The organism is Paenibacillus sp. FSL K6-2862 (assembly GCF_038005125.1).
GTDB lineage: Bacteria > Bacillota > Bacilli > Paenibacillales > Paenibacillaceae > Paenibacillus > Paenibacillus illinoisensis_A.
This window is the reverse complement of sequence record NZ_JBBOSN010000001.1, coordinates 5,716,669-5,741,333: the sequence shown is the minus strand read 5'-3', so window position 1 is coordinate 5,741,333 and position 24,665 is coordinate 5,716,669. Positions and strand designations below refer to the sequence as shown.

Annotated in this window: 27 protein-coding genes; 20 read left to right on the top strand and 7 right to left on the bottom strand. The window is 47.9% G+C overall.

The window, feature by feature from the left end; genetic code table 11:
- The first annotated feature begins 33 nt into the window (after nucleotides 1-33).
- The 5 genes from MHB82_RS26015 to MHB82_RS25995 all read left to right on the top strand — a co-directional run bounded on the left by MHB82_RS26015 (nucleotide 34) and on the right by MHB82_RS25995 (nucleotide 4,179).
- Nucleotides 34-1,077 carry a hypothetical protein gene (locus MHB82_RS26015; protein ID WP_341176192.1) on the top strand — a complete coding sequence of 348 codons (1,044 nt, stop codon included), beginning with the start codon at nucleotides 34-36 and terminating at the stop codon, nucleotides 1,075-1,077.
- 251 nt (nucleotides 1,078-1,328) lie between these two features.
- Nucleotides 1,329-2,156 (top strand): hypothetical protein, encoded by an 828-nt coding sequence (locus tag MHB82_RS26010; protein ID WP_341176191.1) that lies wholly within the window; start codon nucleotides 1,329-1,331, stop codon nucleotides 2,154-2,156.
- A gap of 38 nt (nucleotides 2,157-2,194) precedes the next feature.
- Nucleotides 2,195-3,157, top strand: a complete 963-nt coding sequence (locus MHB82_RS26005; RefSeq protein WP_246058541.1) for a hypothetical protein — start codon at nucleotides 2,195-2,197, stop codon at nucleotides 3,155-3,157.
- A complete protein-coding gene (locus MHB82_RS26000) occupies nucleotides 3,158-3,895 on the top strand; it encodes a hypothetical protein (RefSeq protein WP_341176190.1) in 738 nt (245 codons plus the stop codon).
- Between the two features lie 17 nt (nucleotides 3,896-3,912).
- Nucleotides 3,913-4,179: a DUF4176 domain-containing protein gene (locus tag MHB82_RS25995; RefSeq protein ID WP_095361715.1), complete on the top strand. Its 267-nt coding sequence runs from the start codon at nucleotides 3,913-3,915 to the stop codon at nucleotides 4,177-4,179.
- Nucleotides 4,180-4,267: 88 nt separating this feature from the next.
- On the opposite strand, the gene MHB82_RS25990 is transcribed toward MHB82_RS25995, so the two are convergent.
- The 3 genes from MHB82_RS25990 to MHB82_RS25980 form a co-directional block, all read right to left on the bottom strand.
- Complete coding sequence (locus tag MHB82_RS25990; protein WP_095292300.1) at nucleotides 4,268-4,543, bottom strand: WXG100 family type VII secretion target; 276 nt, start codon at nucleotides 4,541-4,543, stop codon at nucleotides 4,268-4,270.
- A gap of 203 nt (nucleotides 4,544-4,746) precedes the next feature.
- Nucleotides 4,747-5,853 carry a stalk domain-containing protein gene (locus MHB82_RS25985; protein WP_341176189.1) on the bottom strand — a complete coding sequence of 369 codons (1,107 nt, stop codon included), beginning with the start codon at nucleotides 5,851-5,853 and terminating at the stop codon, nucleotides 4,747-4,749.
- Nucleotides 5,854-6,189: 336 nt separating this feature from the next.
- The gene (locus MHB82_RS25980; RefSeq protein WP_095292370.1) at nucleotides 6,190-6,396 is read right to left on the bottom strand and encodes a hypothetical protein; all 207 of its coding nucleotides are present in this window, start codon (nucleotides 6,394-6,396) and stop codon (nucleotides 6,190-6,192) included.
- Between the two features lie 332 nt (nucleotides 6,397-6,728).
- Between MHB82_RS25980 and MHB82_RS25975 the strand changes: the two genes are divergently transcribed.
- The 5 genes from MHB82_RS25975 to MHB82_RS25955 all read left to right on the top strand — a co-directional run bounded on the left by MHB82_RS25975 (nucleotide 6,729) and on the right by MHB82_RS25955 (nucleotide 11,656).
- Nucleotides 6,729-8,369, top strand: coding sequence for a copper amine oxidase N-terminal domain-containing protein (locus MHB82_RS25975; protein ID WP_341176188.1), 1,641 nt, complete (start codon nucleotides 6,729-6,731; stop codon nucleotides 8,367-8,369).
- Between the two features lie 195 nt (nucleotides 8,370-8,564).
- A complete protein-coding gene (locus tag MHB82_RS25970; protein WP_341176187.1) occupies nucleotides 8,565-9,017 on the top strand; it encodes a disulfide oxidoreductase in 453 nt (150 codons plus the stop codon).
- Nucleotides 9,018-9,034: 17 nt separating this feature from the next.
- Nucleotides 9,035-9,493, top strand: coding sequence for a FixH family protein (locus tag MHB82_RS25965; RefSeq protein ID WP_341176186.1), 459 nt, complete (start codon nucleotides 9,035-9,037; stop codon nucleotides 9,491-9,493).
- A 296-nt stretch (nucleotides 9,494-9,789) separates the two neighbouring features.
- On the top strand, nucleotides 9,790-11,235 hold the full coding sequence (locus tag MHB82_RS25960) for an alpha/beta hydrolase family protein (RefSeq protein WP_341176185.1): 1,446 nt from the start codon (nucleotides 9,790-9,792) through the stop codon (nucleotides 11,233-11,235).
- Between the two features lie 22 nt (nucleotides 11,236-11,257).
- Complete coding sequence (locus MHB82_RS25955) at nucleotides 11,258-11,656, top strand: MerR family transcriptional regulator (protein WP_341176184.1); 399 nt, start codon at nucleotides 11,258-11,260, stop codon at nucleotides 11,654-11,656.
- Nucleotides 11,657-11,705: 49 nt separating this feature from the next.
- On the opposite strand, the gene MHB82_RS25950 is transcribed toward MHB82_RS25955, so the two are convergent.
- The 4 genes from MHB82_RS25950 to MHB82_RS25935 all read right to left on the bottom strand — a co-directional run bounded on the left by MHB82_RS25950 (nucleotide 11,706) and on the right by MHB82_RS25935 (nucleotide 15,040).
- Nucleotides 11,706-12,383: a succinylglutamate desuccinylase/aspartoacylase family protein gene (locus tag MHB82_RS25950; protein ID WP_341176183.1), complete on the bottom strand. Its 678-nt coding sequence runs from the start codon at nucleotides 12,381-12,383 to the stop codon at nucleotides 11,706-11,708.
- A 94-nt stretch (nucleotides 12,384-12,477) separates the two neighbouring features.
- Entirely contained in the window at nucleotides 12,478-13,446 is a 969-nt protein-coding gene (locus MHB82_RS25945) for an ABC transporter ATP-binding protein (RefSeq protein ID WP_341176700.1), read from the bottom strand.
- 20 nt (nucleotides 13,447-13,466) lie between these two features.
- Complete coding sequence (locus MHB82_RS25940) at nucleotides 13,467-14,267, bottom strand: ABC transporter permease (protein ID WP_095361720.1); 801 nt, start codon at nucleotides 14,265-14,267, stop codon at nucleotides 13,467-13,469.
- Complete coding sequence (locus MHB82_RS25935) at nucleotides 14,264-15,040, bottom strand: ABC transporter permease (protein ID WP_110821689.1); 777 nt, start codon at nucleotides 15,038-15,040, stop codon at nucleotides 14,264-14,266. The genes MHB82_RS25940 and MHB82_RS25935 overlap by 4 nt, the downstream gene beginning before the upstream one ends.
- 305 nt (nucleotides 15,041-15,345) lie before the next feature.
- Here MHB82_RS25935 and MHB82_RS25930 point away from each other — a divergent pair, with 305 nt between their 5' ends.
- The 10 genes from MHB82_RS25930 to MHB82_RS25885 all read left to right on the top strand — a co-directional run bounded on the left by MHB82_RS25930 (nucleotide 15,346) and on the right by MHB82_RS25885 (nucleotide 24,393).
- Nucleotides 15,346-16,188: a DegV family protein gene (locus MHB82_RS25930; RefSeq protein WP_095361722.1), complete on the top strand. Its 843-nt coding sequence runs from the start codon at nucleotides 15,346-15,348 to the stop codon at nucleotides 16,186-16,188.
- A 215-nt stretch (nucleotides 16,189-16,403) separates the two neighbouring features.
- Nucleotides 16,404-17,072, top strand: a complete 669-nt coding sequence (locus MHB82_RS25925) for a response regulator transcription factor (RefSeq protein WP_426643450.1) — start codon at nucleotides 16,404-16,406, stop codon at nucleotides 17,070-17,072.
- Nucleotides 17,073-17,107: 35 nt separating this feature from the next.
- Nucleotides 17,108-18,001 carry a sensor histidine kinase gene (locus MHB82_RS25920; protein ID WP_341176699.1) on the top strand — a complete coding sequence of 298 codons (894 nt, stop codon included), beginning with the start codon at nucleotides 17,108-17,110 and terminating at the stop codon, nucleotides 17,999-18,001.
- 119 nt (nucleotides 18,002-18,120) lie between these two features.
- Nucleotides 18,121-19,044 carry an ABC transporter ATP-binding protein gene (locus MHB82_RS25915; protein ID WP_341176181.1) on the top strand — a complete coding sequence of 308 codons (924 nt, stop codon included), beginning with the start codon at nucleotides 18,121-18,123 and terminating at the stop codon, nucleotides 19,042-19,044.
- A complete protein-coding gene (locus MHB82_RS25910) occupies nucleotides 19,037-19,735 on the top strand; it encodes an ABC transporter permease (RefSeq protein ID WP_341176180.1) in 699 nt (232 codons plus the stop codon). The genes MHB82_RS25915 and MHB82_RS25910 overlap by 8 nt, the downstream gene beginning before the upstream one ends.
- 105 nt (nucleotides 19,736-19,840) lie before the next feature.
- A complete protein-coding gene (gene thiD / locus MHB82_RS25905; RefSeq protein WP_095292321.1) occupies nucleotides 19,841-20,653 on the top strand; it encodes a bifunctional hydroxymethylpyrimidine kinase/phosphomethylpyrimidine kinase in 813 nt (270 codons plus the stop codon).
- Between the two features lie 238 nt (nucleotides 20,654-20,891).
- Nucleotides 20,892-21,572 carry a response regulator transcription factor gene (locus MHB82_RS25900; RefSeq protein WP_095361726.1) on the top strand — a complete coding sequence of 227 codons (681 nt, stop codon included), beginning with the start codon at nucleotides 20,892-20,894 and terminating at the stop codon, nucleotides 21,570-21,572.
- Nucleotides 21,569-23,326 (top strand): sensor histidine kinase, encoded by a 1,758-nt coding sequence (locus MHB82_RS25895; protein ID WP_095292325.1) that lies wholly within the window; start codon nucleotides 21,569-21,571, stop codon nucleotides 23,324-23,326. The genes MHB82_RS25900 and MHB82_RS25895 overlap by 4 nt, the downstream gene beginning before the upstream one ends.
- Before the next feature lie 21 nt (nucleotides 23,327-23,347).
- Nucleotides 23,348-23,893 (top strand): CDP-diacylglycerol--serine O-phosphatidyltransferase, encoded by a 546-nt coding sequence (pssA, locus tag MHB82_RS25890; RefSeq protein ID WP_095361727.1) that lies wholly within the window; start codon nucleotides 23,348-23,350, stop codon nucleotides 23,891-23,893.
- 14 nt (nucleotides 23,894-23,907) lie between these two features.
- Complete coding sequence (locus MHB82_RS25885; RefSeq protein WP_183526140.1) at nucleotides 23,908-24,393, top strand: VTT domain-containing protein; 486 nt, start codon at nucleotides 23,908-23,910, stop codon at nucleotides 24,391-24,393.
- Nucleotides 24,394-24,665 lie beyond the last annotated feature (272 nt).

Below are 24,665 nucleotides of genomic sequence, written 5' to 3'. Positions count from 1 at the left end.
GGCGTGGAAGAGCAGTTGGAAAGGTGGATAGCCATGGAAGCATTGACTCGTGCCATATGGGCAGGGTTATCTGTTCAGGAAAAAGAAGAGCTGCTGCACGGGATGATTGCCTTATGTCCGGCGGGTATGGAATACATCGGTGTAAGAACGTTTGAACGGTTCGGTCAGCGAACTGAATCGGGGATATTTATGCATGCTGGGCGAGAGTTTGTGTTTGTACCTGGAGACCATGTGACCTTAGGGTGGAGTCAGTGGCAGGATGGCATGAATGAGCAGACTTCGGCAGATCTATCTGAGACGGTAAGTGAGTATGGCGTAGAGGACGTGGATTCTTTTCTGGCGAGCCAGATGTCACCGGTGAGAGAAGCGGCTATCGCTCCCATGCTGGTGGAATGCCATGCACAATCACTTGGCTGGATTGAAGTTACCGAGAAAGAAGCACTCGCAGTGCATGGATCTGAGTTTGCAGCAGAGCTTGAGCAATTCAAGCATTCTGATCTGAAGGGATTGGAACAGTATCAGGCGTTTCGCCTGGAGCGTCAGGGTGAGGAAGTCCGGATACAACGATATAACGAGGAGCTTACGCTTGAAGCCTTGCTGGAGGGACAAGCTGAAGCGGGTTTTGGTTTGCTCACTGAGGATGAATGGGAGTATTTGTACGGGGGTGGCTGTCGTACGTTATTTCCCTGGGGCGACAGTTTTGATTATACGATGAAGTTGAAGCATTTTGGACGCTTGGAAGGGCTGACTGAGATCGTGGACGAATCGGTCGAGACGGACCTGGCGCTCGTTGCAGAGGATGAAATGCCGTATGATTTGGAGCGGCCCAATTTTTTTGGCCTCCAGTTTGCCGGAGATCCGTACAAAGTTGAATTGACGATGGATTGTTCTGGAGGAGTACTGCCCAAAGGCGGCGATGGCGGCGAGATGATCTGTGGCGGCATGGGTCCTTTGGTTGGTTATCTTCCTGCGTCTGCTGCATATTATCGTAACAGCAATGCCAATGAACTGGATTGGGAAGATTGGATGGATTCCATGTATTATAGAAGAGTTATTCGTTTAACCGATCTGACCTGAAGACGATTAGAAGCAGCAGGGAATATTCGGTCCTTGCTGCTTTTTTTGTTTGCTTCTCATTTAAATTTCAAGATTCAGAAATGATTTTAACGCTGTGCCGTTACACGGCTTAGTGGGTAAATATAATCAGGTTGAACGTCCCAAGAACAGGAGTGGGGGCGCATTGAGCCTGAATGCCTATCCTTTTACAATAAAAAGATAGGCTCTTCCCTTGGAGTTTGATGCATAAATCATGGAAAAGAGGAATGACTGTGCCTACATATACTTCGTTTACCTGCTCTGGCCGGGAGGCTCTGTTTCTGTTTCAGTTAATGAATATCCCGGAAGCTGAAGTGCTCTTCGCACATCTGAATGATGCTGCATTACAGGGTGAGCGGGCCAAGCCTACATTCGAAAAAATAAAAACCGACCTGATCAAGGACGGCGTTATTGAATCTGAAGATCATGTCATTACCATACATCCGCAAGTCCATCAGCTGCTGCAGAGCTGCAAGCTCAGCAGCGCAGTGATGAAACTTCATCTGAAGACATCAAGCTCAGAACAACGTGAATCATCTCTGACCTATGGCTTCATTTCCGGAACAAACATCGTTGAATGGCTCTGGGATCCTGAACGGGATCAGGTGACCCTGACTTCATTCGAAAGCTTGCAGGACTTTCTTCGTATTATGGGCAATCGGATTGAATTGCCTGACTCTGTCGAGGAATCCCTCCATACCCCTATTCAGAAGCACACACTGCAGCAGTTGCTGACGCTGGATAACGAATCAGGCATCGAAAGGGTAACCAACGCTTTACGCCAGGACCTGCATGTACATTCGACTGCAATTCACGAACTGGCCCAAGCGTTTGTTAACATCCAGAAACAAGGGAAGTTTGAGGTATCCACCCGCGGAATGCAGAACAAGCCTCAAACCATCTATTTTATGGGTAGTTGTGCAGGCAATTGGCTGTTCATTGAAGACAAGGAAAATGAAAGAAAAGAACTATTTACAGCATTCAAGATAACAGAAGAAGAGCTGATCCAGAGCCTTTTTTTGCTAACGACGCGTTCGTTATCCATTTTGCCTGCAGTTTAATCCCATAGAACGCAGGTATGCTTAAGGGGGAGAATCAGTTGACCAAGATTATTATGAAATCGGAGTACCTGAACTCGCTGGCACAGCAGATTGAACAGGTTACTGCACAGCTGCAGCAGGTAGATGGTGTACTCCAGCGCTCCATTCAGGGAGCGGCTTGGCAGTCGGGGAACCGGCAGACCATTATCGGCTTGTATCAGTCGCATCAGCAGCGGTTTCAGACGGCCGGACAGAGCATGCAGCAGCTGGCTGCATATGTGAAAACCACTCGTGAGCGAATGGAACAGGAGGATCAATCCGGGGGCACATTTGGGCTGACGGGCATTAATCTCCTGGCACCATTCGATGGGCCTGGCAGCACGGTAGGGACGCTGACTGCTGCTGCGGCTGTTGCCAAACTGGGGTACCGAGTCAGAAATGGTTATATGGTGAAGCAGCAGCTTGATCGGAATACGCCGCGAATTTTGGTTCGTGAAAGCTATGACTCCGTCAAAAATAATCCAGTAGTCAATGGCAGACCCCGTGACTATAAAATTCATTATGTTCGTGATATTGAAGCCAAAATAGCCAACGGAACAGCCACACCTCAGATTAAGGAAATCGCCTCGATGATCAAGCCAGGTTATGCGGTCAGGTCCGCATTGACGGATAAACTGGGCTGGGCCAGCGTCGGCATTGATGTGTTTACAGACACACAGGAGAACATCAGCCAGAACGCATCCACTGACAAAATTGCCGGGGATATCATCGGAAACGTTGTGGTTGGTGGGGCAACGACAGTAGGAGCAACCCTGCTGACCGCTGCGATTCTGCCTGCTGCAGCACCCGTACTAGCCGTTGGTGCAGTTGGTTTGGGCGTATCCGTAGGTCTGACGTATCTCGCAGAAGGGGTAACCATGAACATGGATCTGGATGGCGACGGGCAGGATGATTCCGTGAAAGACGTGGTGAAACACGGAGCGAAGAAGGCCTGGTCTACCGTATCAGGATGGTTCAAATAGATGGCACGTCAGAAACGTTCCACATCATCGACGAACCAATCTGCTGCCAAAAGGGTAGAAGGTACCTCCTACCACCCGGACGCGTTTGAGAATTATCTTGCGGTATATGCATCGGATGGGATTCGTTTCAGTGCAGGTACGCTGGTGCTCTTTTTTTTGAACGTCTTCCTGCTGATCCCGGTTTTTAGTATTCCATTCCAGTCCTTATATGCTTATATTCTGCTGCCTCCTCTGGCAGTCATGAATGTGTGGGCAGTAGCCCTGATTGTGGCACCGCGCAGACTGCAGCTGAATTATGTTTTGTTCCGCGGCGTATTTGGAATCGTCTGTTCCCTGGGATTCATGATCATCGTGCAAAAGTTCGCTTATGGCATGCTTGGACTGACAACCCCATGGTATGCGATCGGGTCGTTTGCAGTATACGGTTTTGCCTTGTATCAGTATGCCAGGTTCCATCTGCGTAAACTGCAGCAGTCTCCACATCGACCAAAAGCGGGTGCAGGCTCACGTATGCCTGTCGCGACGCTGACGATGCTAACTGGAGCCGGTTATCTGGTGGCCAATCTATCATTGGCCTTTGTTACGCAGCAGACGGTTGCGGTGGTCCTGATGTGTGTCTATATTATGCTGGCATTTGTTGTATTTCACTTTATCATGGATGTGCATCGGTATTACTGGCTGCGCCGGGTACTGCATGCCCCGAAGGAAACTACCGCACATAAAGCGCAGAATAGTTGAAGGAGGTTACATACCATATGGAAAAAGATACATTGACTTTACTGCCCAACGGCTCCGTGATCCGGCTGAAGGAAGGAACCAAAAAGCTCGTCATTTATGGACGCAAGCAGATGTTAATGACAGAACCGCCTCGTCAGTTTGATTACATTGGATGTTTGTACCCGGAAGGATATATTAATCCGGATTATACGTATGTATTCAATCATGAAGATATCGAAGAGATCATTTTCAGAGGGTATGTGGATGAGGAAGAAGAAGCATTTGCTGGCAATTTGAATGAATAATAAATAATGGGCTTGAGTTGGAAAAAAATATGAACTTTGCAGAAATATGCAAAGTTAAAATACAACCTTAACGGATAACGGATCAGTCCTAACGTGACTGATCCGTTTCACGAAAGCGGGTTGCTGTCTGCTGCAGGCTGGTGCTGGTTTCCTGCAACCCGAGCAGATAATTGCTGATCGACGTCATACTGTCGTTGATCCGCTGCATGAATTCACGCTGCCGTTCACCTTCCCACTGGCCTTCGGCTTGATCCACCATCGTTCTCAGCTGTGCCAAAATATCATTACCATTCTGGGAAGCCTTGCTGAATTCACCTGCCAGCTGCTGCAGCTCCTCAGGCGAAAGATCTATTCGCTGGTTCATTGTTTTTCCCTCCCTATCTGTTCATGCCTCTGTTAAATGTGCATATACCATTCATTATAACCGCATCTTGAGCGAATTGAAGCTGGACGAAAGCCTTGTTTTCATAACAGTCATATTGTCTGGAATAGGACAAAACACACATCAAATCTGCCCCCGTTAGAAGGGGACAGTATGATGTGTGTTTTAGTGTGTTTCGTTTTGTTTTATTTCAGTTTTTGCACGGATACGGCCATTTGTTCCAGCTGCGTGTGTGTCAGTGCATTATTTGGTGAGCTGAGCGTAACATAGCGATCATCCAGTTGGAATGTCAGCATATCCGTTTTGTCAGGTGTATACCACTTGGCATTTACGCCGTTAGACAGTTTGACTTCTTTGCCATCATAGCTGAACGAATAGTCTTTCGGGGATACCGTCACATTCATATGTTTGAATACAAAGTTTACGCCATCACCGCCGGCACTCACACGTTTGAATGCATCTCCGGCAATCATGTGCTGAGGCGCGTAAGCCGTCTCAAAGCCATCAAATTTCGCAAATGCTTTACGAATGGTAGCTGCTTGTTCCTTGGTGTAATTTATATTGGCAAACCCGGTAATGCCTTGATCGTTGTTATTTACCTTTTGGACGGATACGGCCACCTGAGCAAGCTGTGCCTGAGTCAACTTATGGTCAGGGGAGCTGAGCGTTACATAACGGTCATCCAATGGGAAGGTCAGCATGCCCGTTTGATCCGGAGTGTACCATTTGGCAGTAACGCCATTGGACAATTTCACATCTTTGCTGTCATAACCATCCGAGTAATCACGTGGAGATACACTTACTTTCATATGGGTGAAGATAAAGCTTACACCATCGCCCCCGGCGCCTACGCTTTTAAATGTATCACCTTTGATACTTTGCTGAGGTGCATAGGCTGTTTCAAAACCATCGAACTGTGCAAATGCTTTTTGAATCGCTTCCTTTTGCGCCGCACTATAGGTTACATTGGACAGGGCAGAAGGATTGCTCGCTGCTTCGCCGATGGTAACCTGACCTTTTTTGCCGTCATAGGATACAGGAACATGCAGCGCATCTGCAATGGCACGTACAGGCAGGTAGGTTGAATTGTTGTAAGTAATCGGTGCAAGTTTATTTCCATTTCCATCCGTTGGTGTATAAGCTGCTCCATCTACATTGAAGCTGATGCCATGATTTAGATAAGCAGAGATTTTCTCCAGTTGAGTACCGGCGAATACACCAGCAGCTCCTGTTAATGTCATGCCAAGTACCATCATCGCTGCAGCAGATTTCTTCAGGTTTTTTTTCATCATGTATAACTCTCCTTTTGGTTGTATGATTGTCATTTGTAGGGCTCGCTGTCCCTTATGGCTTTATATTAAACCCGGAAGTTATCCATAATAATTCTGAATTATCTCCAACTTGTAAACATTTCAAATGTATTTATAAGAAAAAGAAATAGGAAGGAGAGAGGGGCTTGACTGACATTCATTGTGATTCGGATTTGAGTTTTGGAATATGTGGTGTACATGGGGGATGTTTTAAATCAGGAAGAGGGGAATGGATTCCCCAGCCATCTTATATGTAGAACGAACGATTGAGATGTTGAACAGATTTAAAGTCGTACTTAATTGAACTAGGAAGTTCGTTTAGTTTACAAGGTAAAGGATCAGTCCGCCCATGCCAAGCACGATTGCACCAACGTATACATACGTTAACCGGCTCAAGTTTTGTTTGGTTCGGCGGTCATATTCGGGGTTGCTGGTCTGATTGGCTTTGGAGTTTCCGATAATCAGGGTTGCAATGCCGCCGAACAAGGCAATACCAATAATTAAAATATAAGGCAGCCAACTCATGAGTGAACCTCCTTCAAAAGGCGTATAATTTATCTCCTTTATTGTACCCCAGGATAACCTGGGGTGTAAGGTTTTATTTGTGAAATTAAGGGAAATAAAGCAGCTGAATTACAGGGGTTATAACTCAATTTCAACAATAGACACAATACATTCAAATGATTTTGAGTATGGAAAAAACCAATAGTGATGCGGATTCGCGGCTCTCCCAAACGGAGGCGGTGAATTTTTTTTGCCTATGGGGTGATCCAGATTCGAGATCCCTGCGTTACACCCTTTGAAAACGATGACGAGGAAACAAAGCATACAAAATTAGATTGAGGAGTGATTACGTAATGAAAATGAAAATGAAGAAGTTTATCGCACCGATGCTAAGCTTGACGCTCTTGATGCCGGGAATCGCAGGGGCTGCTTCCGCGCAGCAGACGCCAATGACTACGATGAAGGCATCTGTGAACACACCTGCCGCTGACCTTAGAGCCAACTTGGATCACCTACTTTCGGAACATTTTGCACTGGCAGTAACAGCTATGGCTAAAGCATATGACGGAGCAAAAGACGCAGACGCAGCTTACAAAGCACTCGACCAAAATGCCCTGGATATGCAGCCGGCCATCGCCTCCCTGTACGGTGATGCAGGTGCGAAGGAGTTCGAACGCATCTTCCGCGCTCATAACAAATACACCGACGACTTGGTGAAAGCAACCAAAGTGGGCAACCAGGCTGGCATCAAACAAGCACAGGATCATATCAATGGATTTGTCGATGAGTTCTCCACATTCCTGAACACCGCAACGGAAGGCAAATTGCCAAAAGCGGCAGCCAAAGAAGCACTGAAGGTACATGAAGATCTCGTGCAAAAAGTATTCGATGAATATGTAGCCGGAGATTATAGCGATGCATACAAGGCGTACCGCGAAGGTTTCAAGGAGATGTTCGACGTAAGTAAGGCACTCTCCACGGCAATTACAACACAAATGCCTGAAAAGTTCGAGAACACCAAAGCCGATACAAAAGCAGCAGATCTAAGATCCGCTCTGAATCACCTGGCCTCCGAGCACTTTGCTCTGTCTGCCCTGCAAATGCAAGAGGAATACGATGGACGCACAGCAGCCTCGAATGCTCTGGTTACAGCTGAAGCCGGGAACACAGCTGATTTCAAAGCAGCCATTGCTTCGATCTACGGTAATGATGGAGCCAACGCTTTCGAGAAAATTTGGGTAACCAATCATGTTAATGCACAGAGTGACTATGTAAAAGCCGTTAAAAACAATGATGCAGCAGCTCGTGCAGCGGTAGAGAAGCGTATTGATGGTTTCACCACAGAATTCGCTGCATTCCTGGATTCGGCAACAGCAGGCAATCTGCCTAAGGCAGCCGGACAAGAAGCATTGACTACACACGAAGAGCAAGTACAGAAAGTTCTCGACCAATATGCAGCCGGCAATTATGATGCTTCGTATACAACGAATCGTGAAGGTTTCAAAGTGATGTTTGGTGTAGGTCAAGCCCTGGGTAATGCAATCGTGACTCAGAACAATGACAAGTTTCAGGAGCCGATGACACCCGCCCCAACACCAACGCCAGCTCCGGATATGACCACTGTTTGGATGAAGCTGAACAGCAAAATGCTGAAAATTAACGATAAAACGACCAACATGGACACTACTCCGGTGCTCTGGAAAAACACGACGTACATTCCACTTCGCTTCCTGAGTGAAGGAATTGGTGCAACGGTGAAATGGGACAAAAAAGCCCAGGAAGTTACGGTTATGGCTGGTGATGATACCCTCGTATTCTGGGTGAACAACAAAGTCATGGAAGTGAACGGTATGAAGAAGAACGTAGGCTCCACAGTGTTTGTTAACAAAGACGGACGTACCCAAGTACCACTGCGTTTCATTGCTGAACTTCTGAACTGGGACGTAAAATGGGCTCAAAAGGATGGTTCCATCACATTGACCAAATCGATGTAATCGTAGGAAGTCGACCAACGAATAACCAGAAAGAAGCAGGAGGGCTGCCCGCAAGGCAGCTCTTTTGTGTTTCACCAATTTATTCAAATATTTGGTATAATGATCATCATGTAACACCCTACATAACGGCTTGAATAGCCCTTGCGTCATGAATGAGGTATTATGATATTTCAAAATGCAGAGGAGGCCAGATGAATGAGTGCATCATCAAAACCTGAGCGGCCGGCGAGACACGTGGATACCCGGCTGTTTATTGCTTGGGCCGTATCCGTCATCGCGACGGGAGGAAGTTTATATTTCAGTGAGATTAAGGGATATATCCCTTGTGATCTATGCTGGTTCCAGCGTATTTTTATGTATCCACTGACCATAGTGCTTGGGATCGCCTACTTCAAGGATGATGTAGGGATCACCAAATATGTGCTTCCGCTTAGTTTCATCGGCGGTGGAGTCTCGTTATACCACGTTACGATTCAGCGAATCTATTCGGCTACTGGCAACTCCGTCGCTTGTGGGCAGATTCCTTGCTATACCGACTATTTGAACTGGTTTGGTTTCATCACGATTCCATTGCTGGCCCTGATTGCGTTTATCATCATTATTGTAATGTTGTGGGGAATTGGCAAAACACCAAAATCTTCTTTATAAGAAAGGACAGATGATGGATGAGTGGACAAGTCCGTTGGTTCATGCCGTTAATTATCATTCTGCTCCTTACGACTGTGGGCTGCTCCAACGATGAGCAATCCCAGAGTACGGATACGCTGGAGATGATTAAGGTGCAGCTCATGGTACCGGATAAGGTGTCCATCCAGGATGATGTTGCCCTGCAGATTAAACTGACGCAGGGAGGTCAGCCCGTGGATGATGCAGACCATGTGCAATTTCAGGTATGGAATGAAAAAGATGAACCAGCAGCACCTGCTGTAGATCAAGGAATGAATTCTGAGGATCTTGAAGCTCAGGGAGCGATTACGGCCCAATCCACAGGGGATGGAATTTACGAGGCCAACTATGCGTTCGAGGAAACAGGCGTATATGTCGTACAGGTCCATGTAACCGCTGGAGCCATGCATGCGATGCCGAGAACCAAGGTAACTGTAGAGAGCGCTTCGGGCAATTAAAAAGGAATGCTCAGTTGAACATGAAAACCCGCCAGACGAGGTACAAGCCAATCAGGGCTGCTGTACCGCGTATGACGGGTTTTCTAATGTTGACTGTTGTTAGCCGCTTCATGACTACTGATATGTTCTGCTTAAATATTCTAGATATTGCTTGTGTGTAAGACCTCCAGCACGTTCCCGAGCTGGAAGAGATCATAGGAGCCCCTTTATGATATGATCAAAAAGTTTAACCTTGACCTTGAAGTATGCTTCAAGGTTTATCCTTGTTCTATTACAGAGCTGTTGGAGGTTAAACGATGAGAATATTGGAATGGATTTTAGTACTTGTAACGGTTGCGGTCGCCATATTGATGCTGGTTCGCCCGAGGCGGGGGATGAGGATGGCTATGATATCTGCTTTGGTGTTGTTTACTGCGCTGCACGGTGTAATAGAGCAATTTCGAGTGCAAATGCTGCCTACATATCTTCTGGTCCTGGTTCTTTTGGTTATGATCGTTGTTCGACGAAAGAATCACAGATCATGGATCAAAGCCACGCTGGCTTCTATCATGGTATTGGTACTTAGTGCAGGTTCAGTGGCACTGACCTGGTTACTTCCTGCTTTTACAATGCCTGAGCCAACCGGCCCGTATGCCATAGGTACATTCCAACAGCAGCTCGTGGATGAATCCCGCGAAGAGGCGAATTCGCCTGAGCCAGGAGACAAGCGAGAACTTATGATCAATGTCTGGTATCCAGTGGATCACGAAGCTGCCAAGGGACTTCCGCTGGAGCATTATCCCGCAGAGCTGGGTGAAGCCATCAGCCTCGTGTTCGGTATTCCACCACAGGTGTTTAGCTATCTGGACACGATTCCCACACATGTGGTCACAGGTGCAAAGGTATCGGCCGCAGAGAGCAGTTATCCTGTGCTGCTGTTCTCGCCAGGGGTTCGTTCTGCCCGTTTTCAAAGTATGACCGCTATTGAAGAACTGGTTAGCCATGGGTACATTGTTGTGGGGCTAGACCATCCGTACACATCAGCACAAGTTACGTTTCCGGACGGACATGTCGTGGCTTATGAAGCTAATCCCGAATTCGATACGTCAGAAGAATTGTACAAGTATAATGTCCAAGGAGTAGGCATTCGTGCTGCAGACGCCAGCTTTGTGCTGGATACACTTACATTATGGAATAGTCATGATCCGAACGGGCTGCTCGAAGGCAAGCTGGATCTGGATCGTGTAGGCATTTTTGGTCACTCTTACGGCGGGGCAACCACAGCGGAGGCTCTGGCTCAGGATGAACGGTTTAGCGCAGGGCTTAGTCTGGAAGGCGGTTTCTGGGGTGAAGTGTCCAAGGTTACTCTAAAACAACCGTTTATGTATATCATGTCAGGTGAGACAGCCAAAAGTTTTGCACCGGACGCCACCGAAAAAGACAACGTGTTTTATCCGGAATTTGAACCGGATTTGGATTATGTCATGACACATAGCTTAAATGATACCTATTACCTGACTGTGGATGGTTTTTTCCACCAGAGCTTCACCGATATCTCGTTGATCTCGCCCCGAATGTTTGCCAGGGGGATGACGCCCGAGCATAATGTGGATATCACGAGATCGTATACGCTGGCATTCTTCGACCGCTATCTCAAAGGAGAGCAGCAGGTGCTGTTGGAAGGACCATCAGACCGCTTCCCGGAGGCAGCGTACGATACCCAATATACAAGCATAGGTCATAAACAGATGAAACAACAGTAAGAGGAAAGGTGGGACAGGCTTTATGGGTACCATGACGAGAGGCGAATTGGCGAAACGAACAGGAATAAGCATGGCAGCCATCCGTTATTACGAGAACAGTGGCATACTGCCTGCTCCCCGCCGGGCATCTAACGGATATCGAATATATACAGAGGATTATCTGGTCAAAATCAAATTTATTCAGGATGCACAGGCACTGGGATATTCGCTAAAAGAGATCCAGGAAAACTTGCAGCTGCTTAGCCAGGAGGATATGGAAAGTGAGCAGCTGAAAATCCTGGTACGTGACCGAATCACAGACATTGAGAGTCACATCACGAATCTGCAGCGTATGCAAACGTTCCTTGAAGCCCTGCTCATGACATCGGAAAAGGATATCCATAACTACATTCAATCCTTCCGTAACCATAAAGAAGAGTAATATCATAACCTCCCTTCCACATCACGATGGAATTGGGAGGTTACTTATTTCATATAAACCCTGCTTCCCGCAAAAAGTGGTGTACTATTCTCGTCTGGTACTTGATCCGTACGGATCGCTTCAGGCTCCAGCAGGTTTCAACGGTAACGGAACGGGCCTGGAGCACTCTGGCGGCAGCTGTCCGGGCAGATCCGGGAAGCTCATGCTGCTTCAGGTTGAAATGCCGATCACGAATGGCTATGGAACGATTCATGTGTTCAATAATTCTTCTGCATGCCGGAACGGCACGACTCCCGGGATTGGTGATTAGGGTTTGCCCCAATACACGGGAGCTGAGCTGAGACAATCCGTTAGCCTCGTGCAGGTCAATCCACCAGTCCGGCCCATGTTCACGTGCCAGACGAAAGACGGCAGAAGCAAGAGGATGCTTCGCTTTGGCAGATAAGCGGCGGGGAAATGATCTGTTCAGATCGGGATTGCCTCTGATTTTTTTGTCATAAGCCTTCTGGTTCACTCGTGGAATAATAATGAGAAGACCGCGCTGAATGGATAGTCGTCCTGCTGCGCAATCGTCGGCGAGTTTTTGAGCAGCAGCCATGCTTGCGGTTTCGTTTCCATGAACGCCGGAAGTGACAACCATTACGGGGCCAGACGCTGCACCACGCACCAAGTAGTAGGGAGTAGAGTATGTGCTGGACGCTGCCAGTACATGTTTAGTGACAAGCATGAACATCACCTCCGTTACTACAGTACGTCATGTCCTTCTTGCATGTAACGGCGTCCGAACAGGCCCTCATCCAGATCTGTCCAAATTGGGCCAATCAGTATACCTGGTGGATAATATCTTCAAAATCCGGTTCCTGCATCTCCACATCGATAATCTCGCCCCATTGCTCCAGCAGCTTCAGAATATTCATCGTACTCCATTCTTTCCGGTTCACTTGAACAGTAACGACCAGTTCGTCCACACCTGTAATCTGTATGGCAGGAGGTATGGCATCCGGAATATGAAACTCCCCTCGGTAAGTCACCCGGATAATCGTGGGCAGACCGATTGTATCCCGCAGAGAGGAGATCGTACCGTCATATGTAAGCTGGCCGTGATTGATAACCATCACCCGGCTGCATAACTGCTCGATATCATCCATATCATGCGTCGTCAGCAAAATCGTTTTGCCAAACTCTTCATTTAAAGTCCGCAAAAACTGGCGTATGTTCCGTTTGGCGTTCACATCCAGTCCAATGGTGGGTTCATCGAGAAAAAGCAGTTCCGGATCATGCAGCATGGAAGCTGCGAGATCTGCACGCATCCGCTGTCCAAGTGAGAGTTTACGGACAGGCGTGGCCCAGAAGGATTCAAGGTCCAGCAGTTCAGCGAACTGGGTCAACCGTTTCCTTTTGAGTTCAGCAGGTACACCGTACATTTCAGCCAGAATATCATACGAATCCTTCACGGGCAGATCCCACCAGAGCTGGCTGCGTTGACCAAATACTACCCCCAGTCGTCTTACGGTTTGCAGCCTTTCCTGATGCGGGTTCATGCCGGCTAGCAGGACTTCCCCCGAGGTCGGGTGGAGGATGCCCGTCAACATTTTAATAGTGGTCGACTTGCCGGCACCATTCGGCCCGATGTATCCAACGAACTCCCCTTGTGGAATGTCAAAACTGATGTCACGTACAGCCTCTTTGGACACGTATTCGCGTGAAAATAACATCCGAAGTCCGGAGAACCGGCCTTCCCGAACGACAGGCGTTTTGAATTCTTTTTGCAGCTGCCTCGCTGTAATCATGTTCATGGTAAGATCCCTCCTTAGCTTCCCGTGCTTTGATATTTGGTGATACCGTATTTCCAGAAGCGCAGACTCGCAGCCAGACACAAAGCAGCTACAGCCGCAATCGCTGCAAGTACCCAAGCTCCGCCTTGACCCCGCAGCAGATACAGGGAGGGGATGTAGTTGACGAATCCAACCGGAATGACCGTCAGCAGAATGCCGGACATCCACTTGGGATATAACGTTAGCGGATATTGGGCAGCCGTACGGGCTGCATCTTCTGTGATTGTCTGCAGTTCCTCAATGCGTGTGGTCCAGAATCCCAGCGTCGCTGTAGCCAGTCCAATGGAGAAGAGGATGATGGCTCCAGTCAGAATAATCAGCAGAGAGAGGGGAATGACCGTCCAGCCAATCTGCCCGCTGTGCATCATGCCTGCCAGAGACCAGCAGAGAATAAATCCTCCCTGAAGCACTTCGCCGACCATGATGCGGAAATTTTGCGGCAGCAGGGCAAGTAATACGGGCATAGGCCTCGTTAACAGTTGATCCAGTTCGCCGCCGACTAAATATTTCTCCAGATGATGAACCTCATTGCCGAAGGTACGGTAAAGTGTTTTGGATAACGTCATGATTGCGAACAGATATCCGATCTCATGCAGAGACCAGCCCTTAATCGCACCAAACTGATGCAGCACCAGCGCAACCATGAGAAATTCGGAGATCTGAATCAGTGCGGCCAGAACGGATGCCAATATAAAATTGAACTTGTACTGCATCCGGCTGCGGATGCTCGTTCGAATCAGTATTTTATATAGTTGGTACCAGGAAGTTCGCTTCATCCGCCCTGCACCTCCACTTTGCGGCGCATCACACGGGTGATGACCAGACAGATCAGGGTCATGAGCACACACCAAAGCAAGGTTCCCCAGAGCAAGGAGCCATCTTCAAAACCGAGATAGATTCGGGTAGGAACATAGAGCAGAAAGGGATAGGGTGATAACCAGGCCAGACGTTCGAGCCAGTCAGGAAGCCATTCGAGTGGAATGAAGAAACCAGCCAGCAAATTCATCATGGCATGATTGCCCCAGTGTAGCCAGGATGATTCGGTCGTCCAGATGGCAGTAACCCCAATGATGTAATTCATGCAGATGGATAAGTAGGATGCGCCGGCAAGACTTAGCGCTGCAAATAACAGGGTTGAGACCTCCGTAGGCCATTGCAGGGAAAAAACGATAGAGAATAGCAGGTAGATTGGAATGCTCTTGTACACGAACTGGTAGGCAATCTGTCCCCATTCGCGTGCCATAAGGTGAGTAAACAGATGCACCGGCCTCATCAGATCCAGCGCGATCTGCCCTGTCCTGACTGTAAGAGGAATTCCGAGTCCATTGGTTAGAAAACCCGAGATCCAGAGAGAGGATTGCGTAAACGCAATGTAACTGACCATCCCCTGTGTCCCGTATTCCCCGAGAGAGTGATCAGCCCCGATGCCGATCCAGAGGCAGGCATACATGTAACCGAACATGGCGCTTGCCAGGTTATGTACCATGTGTGCCCCGCGATATTGCAGATTCCGGGCGTAGGCTTTGGAAGCCAAAGTGAGATAAAGCATGTGACACCTCCGATAAGTGGATTGAACGGCGGTCCCGTTCACTTCAGTCAAGGCGAAAAAGAGAGAAGGACAACAGCATACCAATATATTCCTTCACAGGCAAGACATTTTTTTGGGATATCCCGGAAGAAACGGGGCTGTTCAATAATGCGCCACAAGACATCGGTTCACCAGGTCCTTTATAATGAAGGAGTAATGACGTAAACGTTTACAATCTGTGTTATTCAAATTTAAAATAATCCGCCGGGCATGTGCCTGACGATGGAGGATACAGCTTCAACAATCCGGCAAGAGAGAAGGTTGGAATGAAAAAAATTGCATGGGTTACCGACAGTACCAGCACACTCGATCCGCTGTTTGCAGAGCAAAATCACGTATACATTGTACCGCTGCGCGTTGTATTTGGAGAGGAATGCTATCGGGAAACCGAGGAAATCTCATCCGAACAGTTCTATGAGAAGCTTGCAGAGGCAGCAAGGGCAAGCAGCTCTCAGCCGCCTATAGGTGAGTTTATCGAACTATATGAATCGCTAAAAGGTCAGTATGATGAGATTATTACCATTCACTGCTCAACTGCACTTAGCGGAACGCTGCATACTTCAATGCAGGCGGCAGAGATTGCTGGAGTATCGATAACGGCAATTGATTCCAGAGCGGGAGCCTACCCGCTGCGGGAGATGATTTTGCAAGGCGTGGAAATGCAGAAACAGGGATGTACGGTAGCTGAAATCAAGCTTCACATCGAACAGATGATGGACAACATGTCCTTTTATCTCATTCCGGCCTGTCTGCAGCATCTTCACCGCAGTGGGCGCGTCTCAGGCACACAGCTAGTACTCAGCCAATTGTTGAAAATTCACCTGCTCTTGCGATTTGAAGAGGGCAAGGTCGTCGTGAACGAGAAGATTCGTACCTTCAAACGAGCCAAACAGCGCATGTTAGAGGTGCTAAAGGTAGACATGGAGAAAGTAAAACATGTGTGTATCATGCATGCCGATAATCAGGAAGAAGCCATCACGATCAAGCAGCAAATTGCTGATCTGCTTCCCCGATTGAAGACGGAAATCATGCCTTTTATCCCTGTGGTAGGCATTCATGCAGGCGCGGGTACGATTGGTCTCTGCTGGATACGAAGCGAGACAACATAGATGGATTAATAATCGAAAAGGTAGGGGGTCACCTTGAATATAGGTGGCTTCCTGCCTTTTTTGTACCTATTTTAAGTGATGTTCGAAGAAGTGGCGCTTCCGCATTGCCAATTCAGGTGAACTGTGAGGTAATAAAAGAAAACAAAGAAGTTGGGGGAAATCACGTGTCGAGTCACCGTTTGTTGCTTGTGGAAGACGATCGTTCAATTAGTGAGATGGTTGGACCATATCTGGAGAAAGAGGGCTACAGCGTCACGTACGCATATGACGGATTAGAGGCAGAGCATAAGTTTCAACAAGCGGAGCCTGCGTTTGATCTGGTCATTCTGGACCTCATGCTGCCGCACCGAAGCGGCATGGACGTGCTGCAGACCATCAGAGCTGCCAGTCTTATCCCCGTCTTAATTTTATCTGCAAAGGATGGGGAAGTGGACAAGGCACTGGGGCTTGGTTTCGGTGCAGACGACTATTTGAGCAAGCCGTTCTCCCTCATCGAATTGACCGCGCGAATCAAGGCGGCAATTCGCCGCGCCAACTATACGGTACCACAGGTTACCTCTGCACCAGCCAAGGATCAACGGATCGAAATTGGCGGGCTGGTGGTGGATATGGAGACCTATGAAGTGGAGCGGGAAGGCATCCCTGTAAGACTGACATCCAAGGAATTTGGCATTCTAAAGTTGTTTGTTACGCATCCTGGCAGAGTGTTTACAAAGGCACAGATTTACGCATCTGTCTGGAACGATCCGTATTATGGGGACGAAAATATCATTAATGTACACATGCGGAGGCTGCGCGAAAAGATCGAGACAGATCCATCAAAACCGCAGTATATCAAAACGTTGTGGGGGATCGGTTATAAGCTGGAGGTGGAGCCCAAGTGATCATTCTATTGGCCATCTTAACCGTTGCTCTCCTCATGGTTGTCATTTTACTTGCTGTGAGGCTGAATAAGCGCAGCCGGCAATTGGCATATATTCATCAGAAGCTCGGAGGCATTCTGGAAGAGGGGACATATGAGCGTTTGCTGGTCTTTAGCAGCGATACACAGATCCGCCGCCTGCTGGGGGATATCAACGAATTGCTGGATTACGCACACCGAACGGGTGCCCGTTATGCCAATCAGGAGAAGGAGATCCGCAATATGCTCTCCAACATCTCCCACGATTTGAAAACTCCTCTCACGGTAGTGATGGGTTATAGTGAAACGCTGCTCCATAGCTCTTCATTAACCGATCAGGAACGGGAAGGTATGATCAGCAAGATTCAGGATAAAGCGCAGGAGGTGCTGCGTCTGATCCATTCCTTCTTTGATCTGGCGAAATTGGAGTCAGGGGATACGGAGCTTGCATTGACTCGAATAAATCTTAGTGAATTGTGCCGGGTGAAGATGCTCTCCTTTTATGAAATGTTAACGAATCAGGGTCTGCAGGTGGAGCTGTCCATTCCTGAGAGTGATCTCTTCGTGACCGGCAATGAGGATGCACTCGACCGGGTACTGGATAATCTGATTACGAATGCAATGCAATATGGGGCGGACGGTAAGGTATTGGGCCTGCTGCTTGAACAAACGAATCATGGAGAGGTCTTGCTGCAAATCTGGGATAAGGGTAAGGGCATTCCGGAAAAAGAACAAGACCGTGTTTTTGAACGCATGTATACGCTGGAGGATTCCCGTAACCGTCTCTATCACGGAAGCGGGCTTGGCCTCACCATCACGAAGCGGCTTGTCGAGCGGATGGGAGGACGCATTGAACTGCGCAGTGTACCTTATGAGCGGACTTCATTTAGAATCTCTCTAAAATCTCGTTAGTTGCCTTTTTGTGAGGAACTTAAGTTTTTTGTAAGATTTGATTAATAAAAAAGCAGACTTTTCTCTTTACAATACAGATATAAGAACCCGTCAGGGATCGTAAAGGAGAACAGGAAACGATGACATATATTGCACGCACGATTGGTGTGACCAAAACCTATGCAGGCACGGAGGTCGTATCCAACGTCAATATGAATATCAAGCAAGGTGAAATATACGGATTTTTAGGGCCGAACGGCGCAGGGAAAACGACAATAATGAAAATGTTGACCAATCTGGTTAAGCCCACCGTTGGGGAGATTGAAATGTTCGGGGAGAAACTTACCCCTGACTCTTATGAAGTGCTTAAGCGGATAGGTAGCATTATTGAATATCCTTTTTTCTACGATAAACTGTCCGCCATGGATAACTTGGAGCTTCACTGCGAATATATGGGGTTTCATAACAAGAAGGTTATCGTCGATATGATGGAGAGTGTAGGTCTGAAGGATACCGGCAAGAAACCGATACGGGACTTCTCTCTGGGAATGAAGCAAAGGCTGGGTATTGCACGTGCACTGATTACAACACCGGAGTTCCTCATTCTGGATGAACCCATCAACGGGCTTGATCCGGTTGGAATTAAAGAAATGCGCGATCTGTTCAAACGCCTCAGTACGGAATACAGAATTACTCTCCTGATCTCCAGTCATATCCTGGGTGAGATTGAGCAAATTGCCGATACGGTAGGGGTAATTCGTGGCGGTCGTCTGGTCGAGGAAGTGTCCATGGAGAGTATTCGTGGAACTCAGAGCGAATATATCGAGCTGCAGGTGATGGATGGCCGCAAGGCGACTTATGTTATTGAGCATCAGCTTGAGTTGAAAAATTATAAATTGGTTGATGATCGTACAGTTCGCATTTATGACCCAGGTGTATCTCCATCCCAATTAACAGGCATTCTGGTTCAGCATGGTGTTGAGATTGAGTCGATTATCAAGCGGTCCCATTCGCTGGAGGAACACTTTCTAAACCTGGTGAAGGGGGATGGGGACGTTGCTTAAACTTATTTTTCTCGAAATGCGAAAACACCGGTTTGCTCGTAATTTCGGATATGCAGCTATCGCCAATGTGGGGATTCTGTTGTTTCTGATCATGATTGGTGTGGTGGACTGGGGAGCAGAAGATTATGCCTTCACCACGTATCCTCTCTCCTTTATGTTGATTGATACAATTGCCCGTGCGACCTTTATTATTTTTGGAGGCGCTTTGTTATCGAAGCTGATTATTAGCGAATATAGCAACAAAACGATGAATGTGATGTTCACCTATCCAATTAAACGTCACAAAATTATTGGAGCCAAGCTGATTATCGTGTTTGCCTTTACCTTTTTCATGATTATGTTTACCAACTTGCTAATGGGAGCAATCCTGCTGACAACAGATCACTTTTATCCCTTTATTGCGGATGAACTGACGGGTGATCAAGCACTTCAATTGCTGATCAAGTATACGATTAGTTCGCTGTCTGCTGCTGCGATGGCATTGATCCCGCTGTTTTTCGGCATGCGAAAGCACTCGGTCACGGCAACCATGGTGTCATCCATTTTCCTGGTCCTCGTAGTGTGTTCCGGCGTGAATGGACCGAGTGTTTCTATCAATTCCATTATTGTGATTCCATTAACTTTGGGCGTTATCGGCCTTTGGATCGCTTCCCTGTCCATGGTTCGGCTGGAGACAAAAGACGTGAACTGAAATGCTCGAAAAACCATGCTTCGTATGGCTTCAGATGCCATTGACATCCGCTCGTACAAGGGATAGGATAATGTCAACTGAAACATGAAGGAGAATGCGACTACCATGACGATTCCAAAAACATTGACAATAGCCGGCTCAGATACAAGCGGCGGCGCAGGAATTCAAGCTGATTTGAAAACATTCCAGGAGCTTGGTGTGTACGGTATGACCGTTCTGACGACGGTTGTGGCGATGGAGCCTGAAACATGGGACCACCAGGTTTTCCCTGTGGCTCTGGATGTAGTGGAAGCACAGCTTCGTACCGTTCTGGACGGAATTGGTTTTGATGCGATGAAGACGGGAATGCTGGGTTCCGTAGATATTATTGAACTGGTAGCGAAGCATGTTCGCCGCAGCGGTCTGCCACAGATCGTAATCGATCCGGTAATGGTTTGCAAAGGTACAGATGAGGTGCTGCAGCCTGAAAATACGGAAGCAATGATTGAATTTTTGCTGCCGGGTGCTGATCTGGTTACTCCAAACCTGTTTGAAGCTTCCCAATTGGCCAAGAGCGGACCGATCCGTTCCAAGGAACAGATGGAAGCAGCAGCTGCTGTAATTCACAACCATGGGGCGAAGCATGTCCTGATCAAGGACAGAGGCGTCATTACCCCAGGTAAAGCGATGGATCTTCTCTATGATGGCAAAAACTACGAATGGTATGAAGCCGATGTTGTTGGTTCCGGTTATACGCATGGGGCGGGTTGTACAACCTCTGCAGCGATTACCGCTGGTTTGGCGCGCGGTCTGTCTGTAAAAGAGGCTGTACGTGAAGGCAAAGCCTTCATTACTCAAGCGATTGCTGGCGGATTCCCGCTTAATCGTTTTGTTGGCCCGACGTTGCACGCGGCACACCGCTTGGAGCAACAACGCTAATAGCGGATGCGGTAAGCGATACCTGGAAAGAGAACTTGGATTCAGCTGAAGGGTGGTTGTCAATGGGCGAAGGTGGCTCGTTGGCAACCGCCTTTTTGTGTGGATTGCTGCGAATTGAGTAACTTATATGGGGTATTAATCGTATATAACATGGAGTTCATTCCAGAACATGGATGGACACATGAACGACACATGGAATCGGTATGTTAACAGAAGAAAGATAAAAGGAGAGTCGGCCATGGTGAGAACAGTGCTTCTCGTGGAAGACGAAAGCCGCATTCGTGAAATTGTGGCCGATTATTTTATAAAGGAACAATGGAATGTAATCGAGGCGGAGCATGGAATTGAAGCACTCCAACTGCTGGATCTGCATGAAGTGGATCTGGTCATTCTCGATGTGCTGATGCCTGAAATGGATGGATGGACGCTCTGTGAGCATATTCGGTCTCAATCCACCGTACCTATTATAATGCTGACCGCAAGGTCTGAAGATGATGATAAGATCCACGGATTTAACCTTGGTGTCGATGACTATGTAACGAAGCCGTTCAGCCCTCGTGTGCTGGTTGCGCGTGCAGAGACATTAATGAAGCGAGTCGAAGGTGCAATCAGCAGAGAACAGGGTGTGATCCGGTTTGGTCACGCGTTGCTTGATCCTTGGGCGAGACGACTGGAGATGAATGGGCTGGAGGTAGAGCTTGCTCCCAAAGAGTATGAGCTGCTGCTCTACCTGGCACGCAATCAGGGGATCGTTTTATCCCGGGATGCAATCCTTAATCGGGTCTGGGGATATGACTTTGATGGTGATTCCCGCGTTGTGGATACGCACATCAAGAAGCTGCGCAGCAAACTAGGGGATGAAGCCAAGTGTATCCGGACAGTGATTGGCACGGGATATCGATTCGAGGCTGAGGCATGAGACGTAATGGCGTAACGATGAAGCTATTTCTGGTTATGGCTGGTTTTCTGCTCCTCTTATATGGAACATCAGTGACTGCCCAGTTGGTCTGGTTCCCGGACTTTTACCAGCATCAGAAGATCAGCAGCATGAAGAAAAAACTGGCGAAATTTGAACAGCAGTATTCCAGAGGGCATTGGGATAGTATACAACTGGCCAAGGAAACCGGGAAGTTCATGCGTCAGAATCAGTCGCATCTGGTGATTTTGACAAGTACGGGCAAACTGGTCAACGATCCGTTTCACATTACTCTGCTCCGCGAGGATGGTAGTCAGGTGAAGGTTTCCCTATCCTTGTTCATCAATAGTGAGAACGCGGGATGGATTGCCACTCATCTGAAATATGGTCAGGAGCTCACTGTCACAGGTCCGGCCAGCGGGCTGAACGAACCGATGGTCTATCCGTTGAAAATCCAGGACAACAACTCTGCCGCGCGAGGTACGGAGGACTTTCAGGAGCTCTCTGAGCCGGTTCAGGAATGGTCTGGCGTATTGACCGAAGTGGTGCTTCCCAATCTGGGTACATGGAGTCAGAGACAGGGATTGCTTGTGCAGGCCCTGGACAGCCGCTTCCCTCTCTCAACGGAAGACCAGCTCAGTTTGGCGAGTGGCAAGATGCTTAATGAAGAATGGACGGATAGCTGGAGTGGTGTTCGGAATGTGATTACCATTGCTCCGGTCCACAAAAACGGGCCTCAGCAGCAGCTTATTTTTTCCCTGACTTCTCTGCAGGAGATGAGGGAAGCGAATGAAGCAACACGTTTGTTCTATGCATATTTTGGTATGGGTGCATTTGTGCTGATTCTGTTTCTTTCCCTGTTATTGTCCAGAATTGTCACAAAACCCTTACTGGCTTTGAACCATGTGGCCAAAAAGATGTCGACGCTTGACTTCTCCGTGAAATCACCAATCAAACGCAATGATGAAATTGGCAGTTTGTCCGATAGCCTGAACGCTCTGTCCACCACATTGGGGCAGACGCTGGAGGAACTCAGACAGGCGAATCGTCAAATGCGGACCGATATGGAGATGAAGCAGCGGATTGAACAGCGGCAGCGTGAATTTTTTGCCGATGCATCGCATGAACTCAAAACGCCTATCAGTATCATCAAGGGGTATTCCGAAGGGCTGAAGGATGGAGTCAGTGAGAACAAGCGGGAGCGTTACATTGAGATCATTGCGGATGAAGCGGTCAAAATGGAGACGATGGTTGAAGAAATGCTGGATCTCGTTCGGTTGGAATCACAGGCGATCAAGCTGAATACCGGTGCAGTTGTCCTTGGAGACATGATCGAGGAGATTGCCGGGCGTCTCGGCCCGCAGCTGAAGGAAAAAGGGCTCGAAATCGTGCTTGTCTCCACCACAGAGCAGACCGTTGAAGGAGATCGAAGCAAGCTGGAGCAAGTGATCTATAACATGATGATGAATGCTATACGTCATGCGCTGCCGCAGACCGATATTATGATAGAGATCAGCAGGCTGGAAGGGCAGGTAAGAATCTCCATCGAGAATAAAGGCGAAGGGATCTCGGAAGCTGAACGCCAGTATATCTGGGAGAGATTTTATCGGGTAGAACGATCACGTAATCGCAAAATGGGAGGAACAGGCCTGGGCCTGGCCATCGCGAAGCAGATTCTTGATCTGCACGGATGCAGTTATGGAGTGGAGAACACGCCGGACGGAGTCCGCTTTTATATTATTTTTCCTAATGCTTAGTACGAAAGGGAGTCAAGTCTTATGAAATCTTTACCGTCCATTTTAACATTGGGCAATTTAACTTCTGGCATGCTCGCCGTCATAATGGCCATTCATGGCGAGTTTGCACTGGCCGTGACGATGATTTGGGTTGCCATGTTCTTTGATCTGTTTGACGGCTTTGCTGCACGAAAATTGCATTGTGAAGGGGAGTTCGGCAAGGCGCTGGATTCTCTGGCTGATGTCGTTTCCTTCGGAACAGCCCCGGTGCTGATTCTGTATCTGAACTCCATGAACGAAGTAAGTGTGCTTGGTATGGCATTGACGGCATTGTTCCCAGTATGTGGCGCCTTGCGTCTGGCCCGTTACAACTGTCAGAAAACAGCAAGTGTAGGTTTCGTCGGAATGCCGATTACGTTTGCAGGCGGACTGATGTCCTTTTTCGCGCTCTGGAGTCCTTATTTCACCCACGGTGTAGCCTATCTTGTTATCGTTGTATTATCCGGTTTAATGGTCAGCCAAATTCGATTCCCATCTCTGAAACAGGTGTTGGCGCCTCATGAGAAGGATATCGTGGAACCGAAATAAGGAGCGAGTCAGTCATGGAAATTGCTAAAGAGTTTATTAGTCAATATGGATATTTTGCAATCTACGGATTGCTCGCTCTGGGTGTCATCGGCATGCCCATTCCGGATGAGGTGATGATGACCTTTGTCGGTTATCTCGCCTCCATCTCGGTCCTGAATTATTCCGTTTCGATCATTGTCAGCTTTGGTGGTGCATTTACGGGAGGACTGCTCAGCTACGCGATTGGCAAGAAGGCGGGCAGACCCCTCGTCGTAAAGTATGGCAAGTGGGTAGGGGTGAACCCCAAACGGCTGGGGAGGGTGGAGGGCTGGTTCCTGAAGTATGGGTACTGGTCCATTATCCTCGGCTACTTTATTCCTGGCATTCGCCATCTGATGTGCTGCTTCTCCGGCATCAGCCGCATGGCTATCGGAAAATATGTAGTGATCTCCGGGATCGGGGCATTCATATGGTGCGTCGTGTTTATAACGATCGGTTTCTACGTTGGTGTGTTAACTTAAAATGGGACAACCTGTTTTCGGGTTGAGGATAAAGACCTCTTGTATATGGAGCGGTCTTTTTTTGTTTTTCTAGAAGCTTGAAAGAAATACAAAAAGCCGCTCTGAACATTTCCAACCATTTTGGATCAAAGGTGAAAAATATGTCAAAGCGGCGTGTGCTTCAAGGCCTAATTTTCTTTACTAAGGACAAATATAACGTTAAAACCCGGACTATTTCAATATTCGAAATTGTAGTATCGTCTCATCCGGAAGTTCTATTGAGGAACAATTAT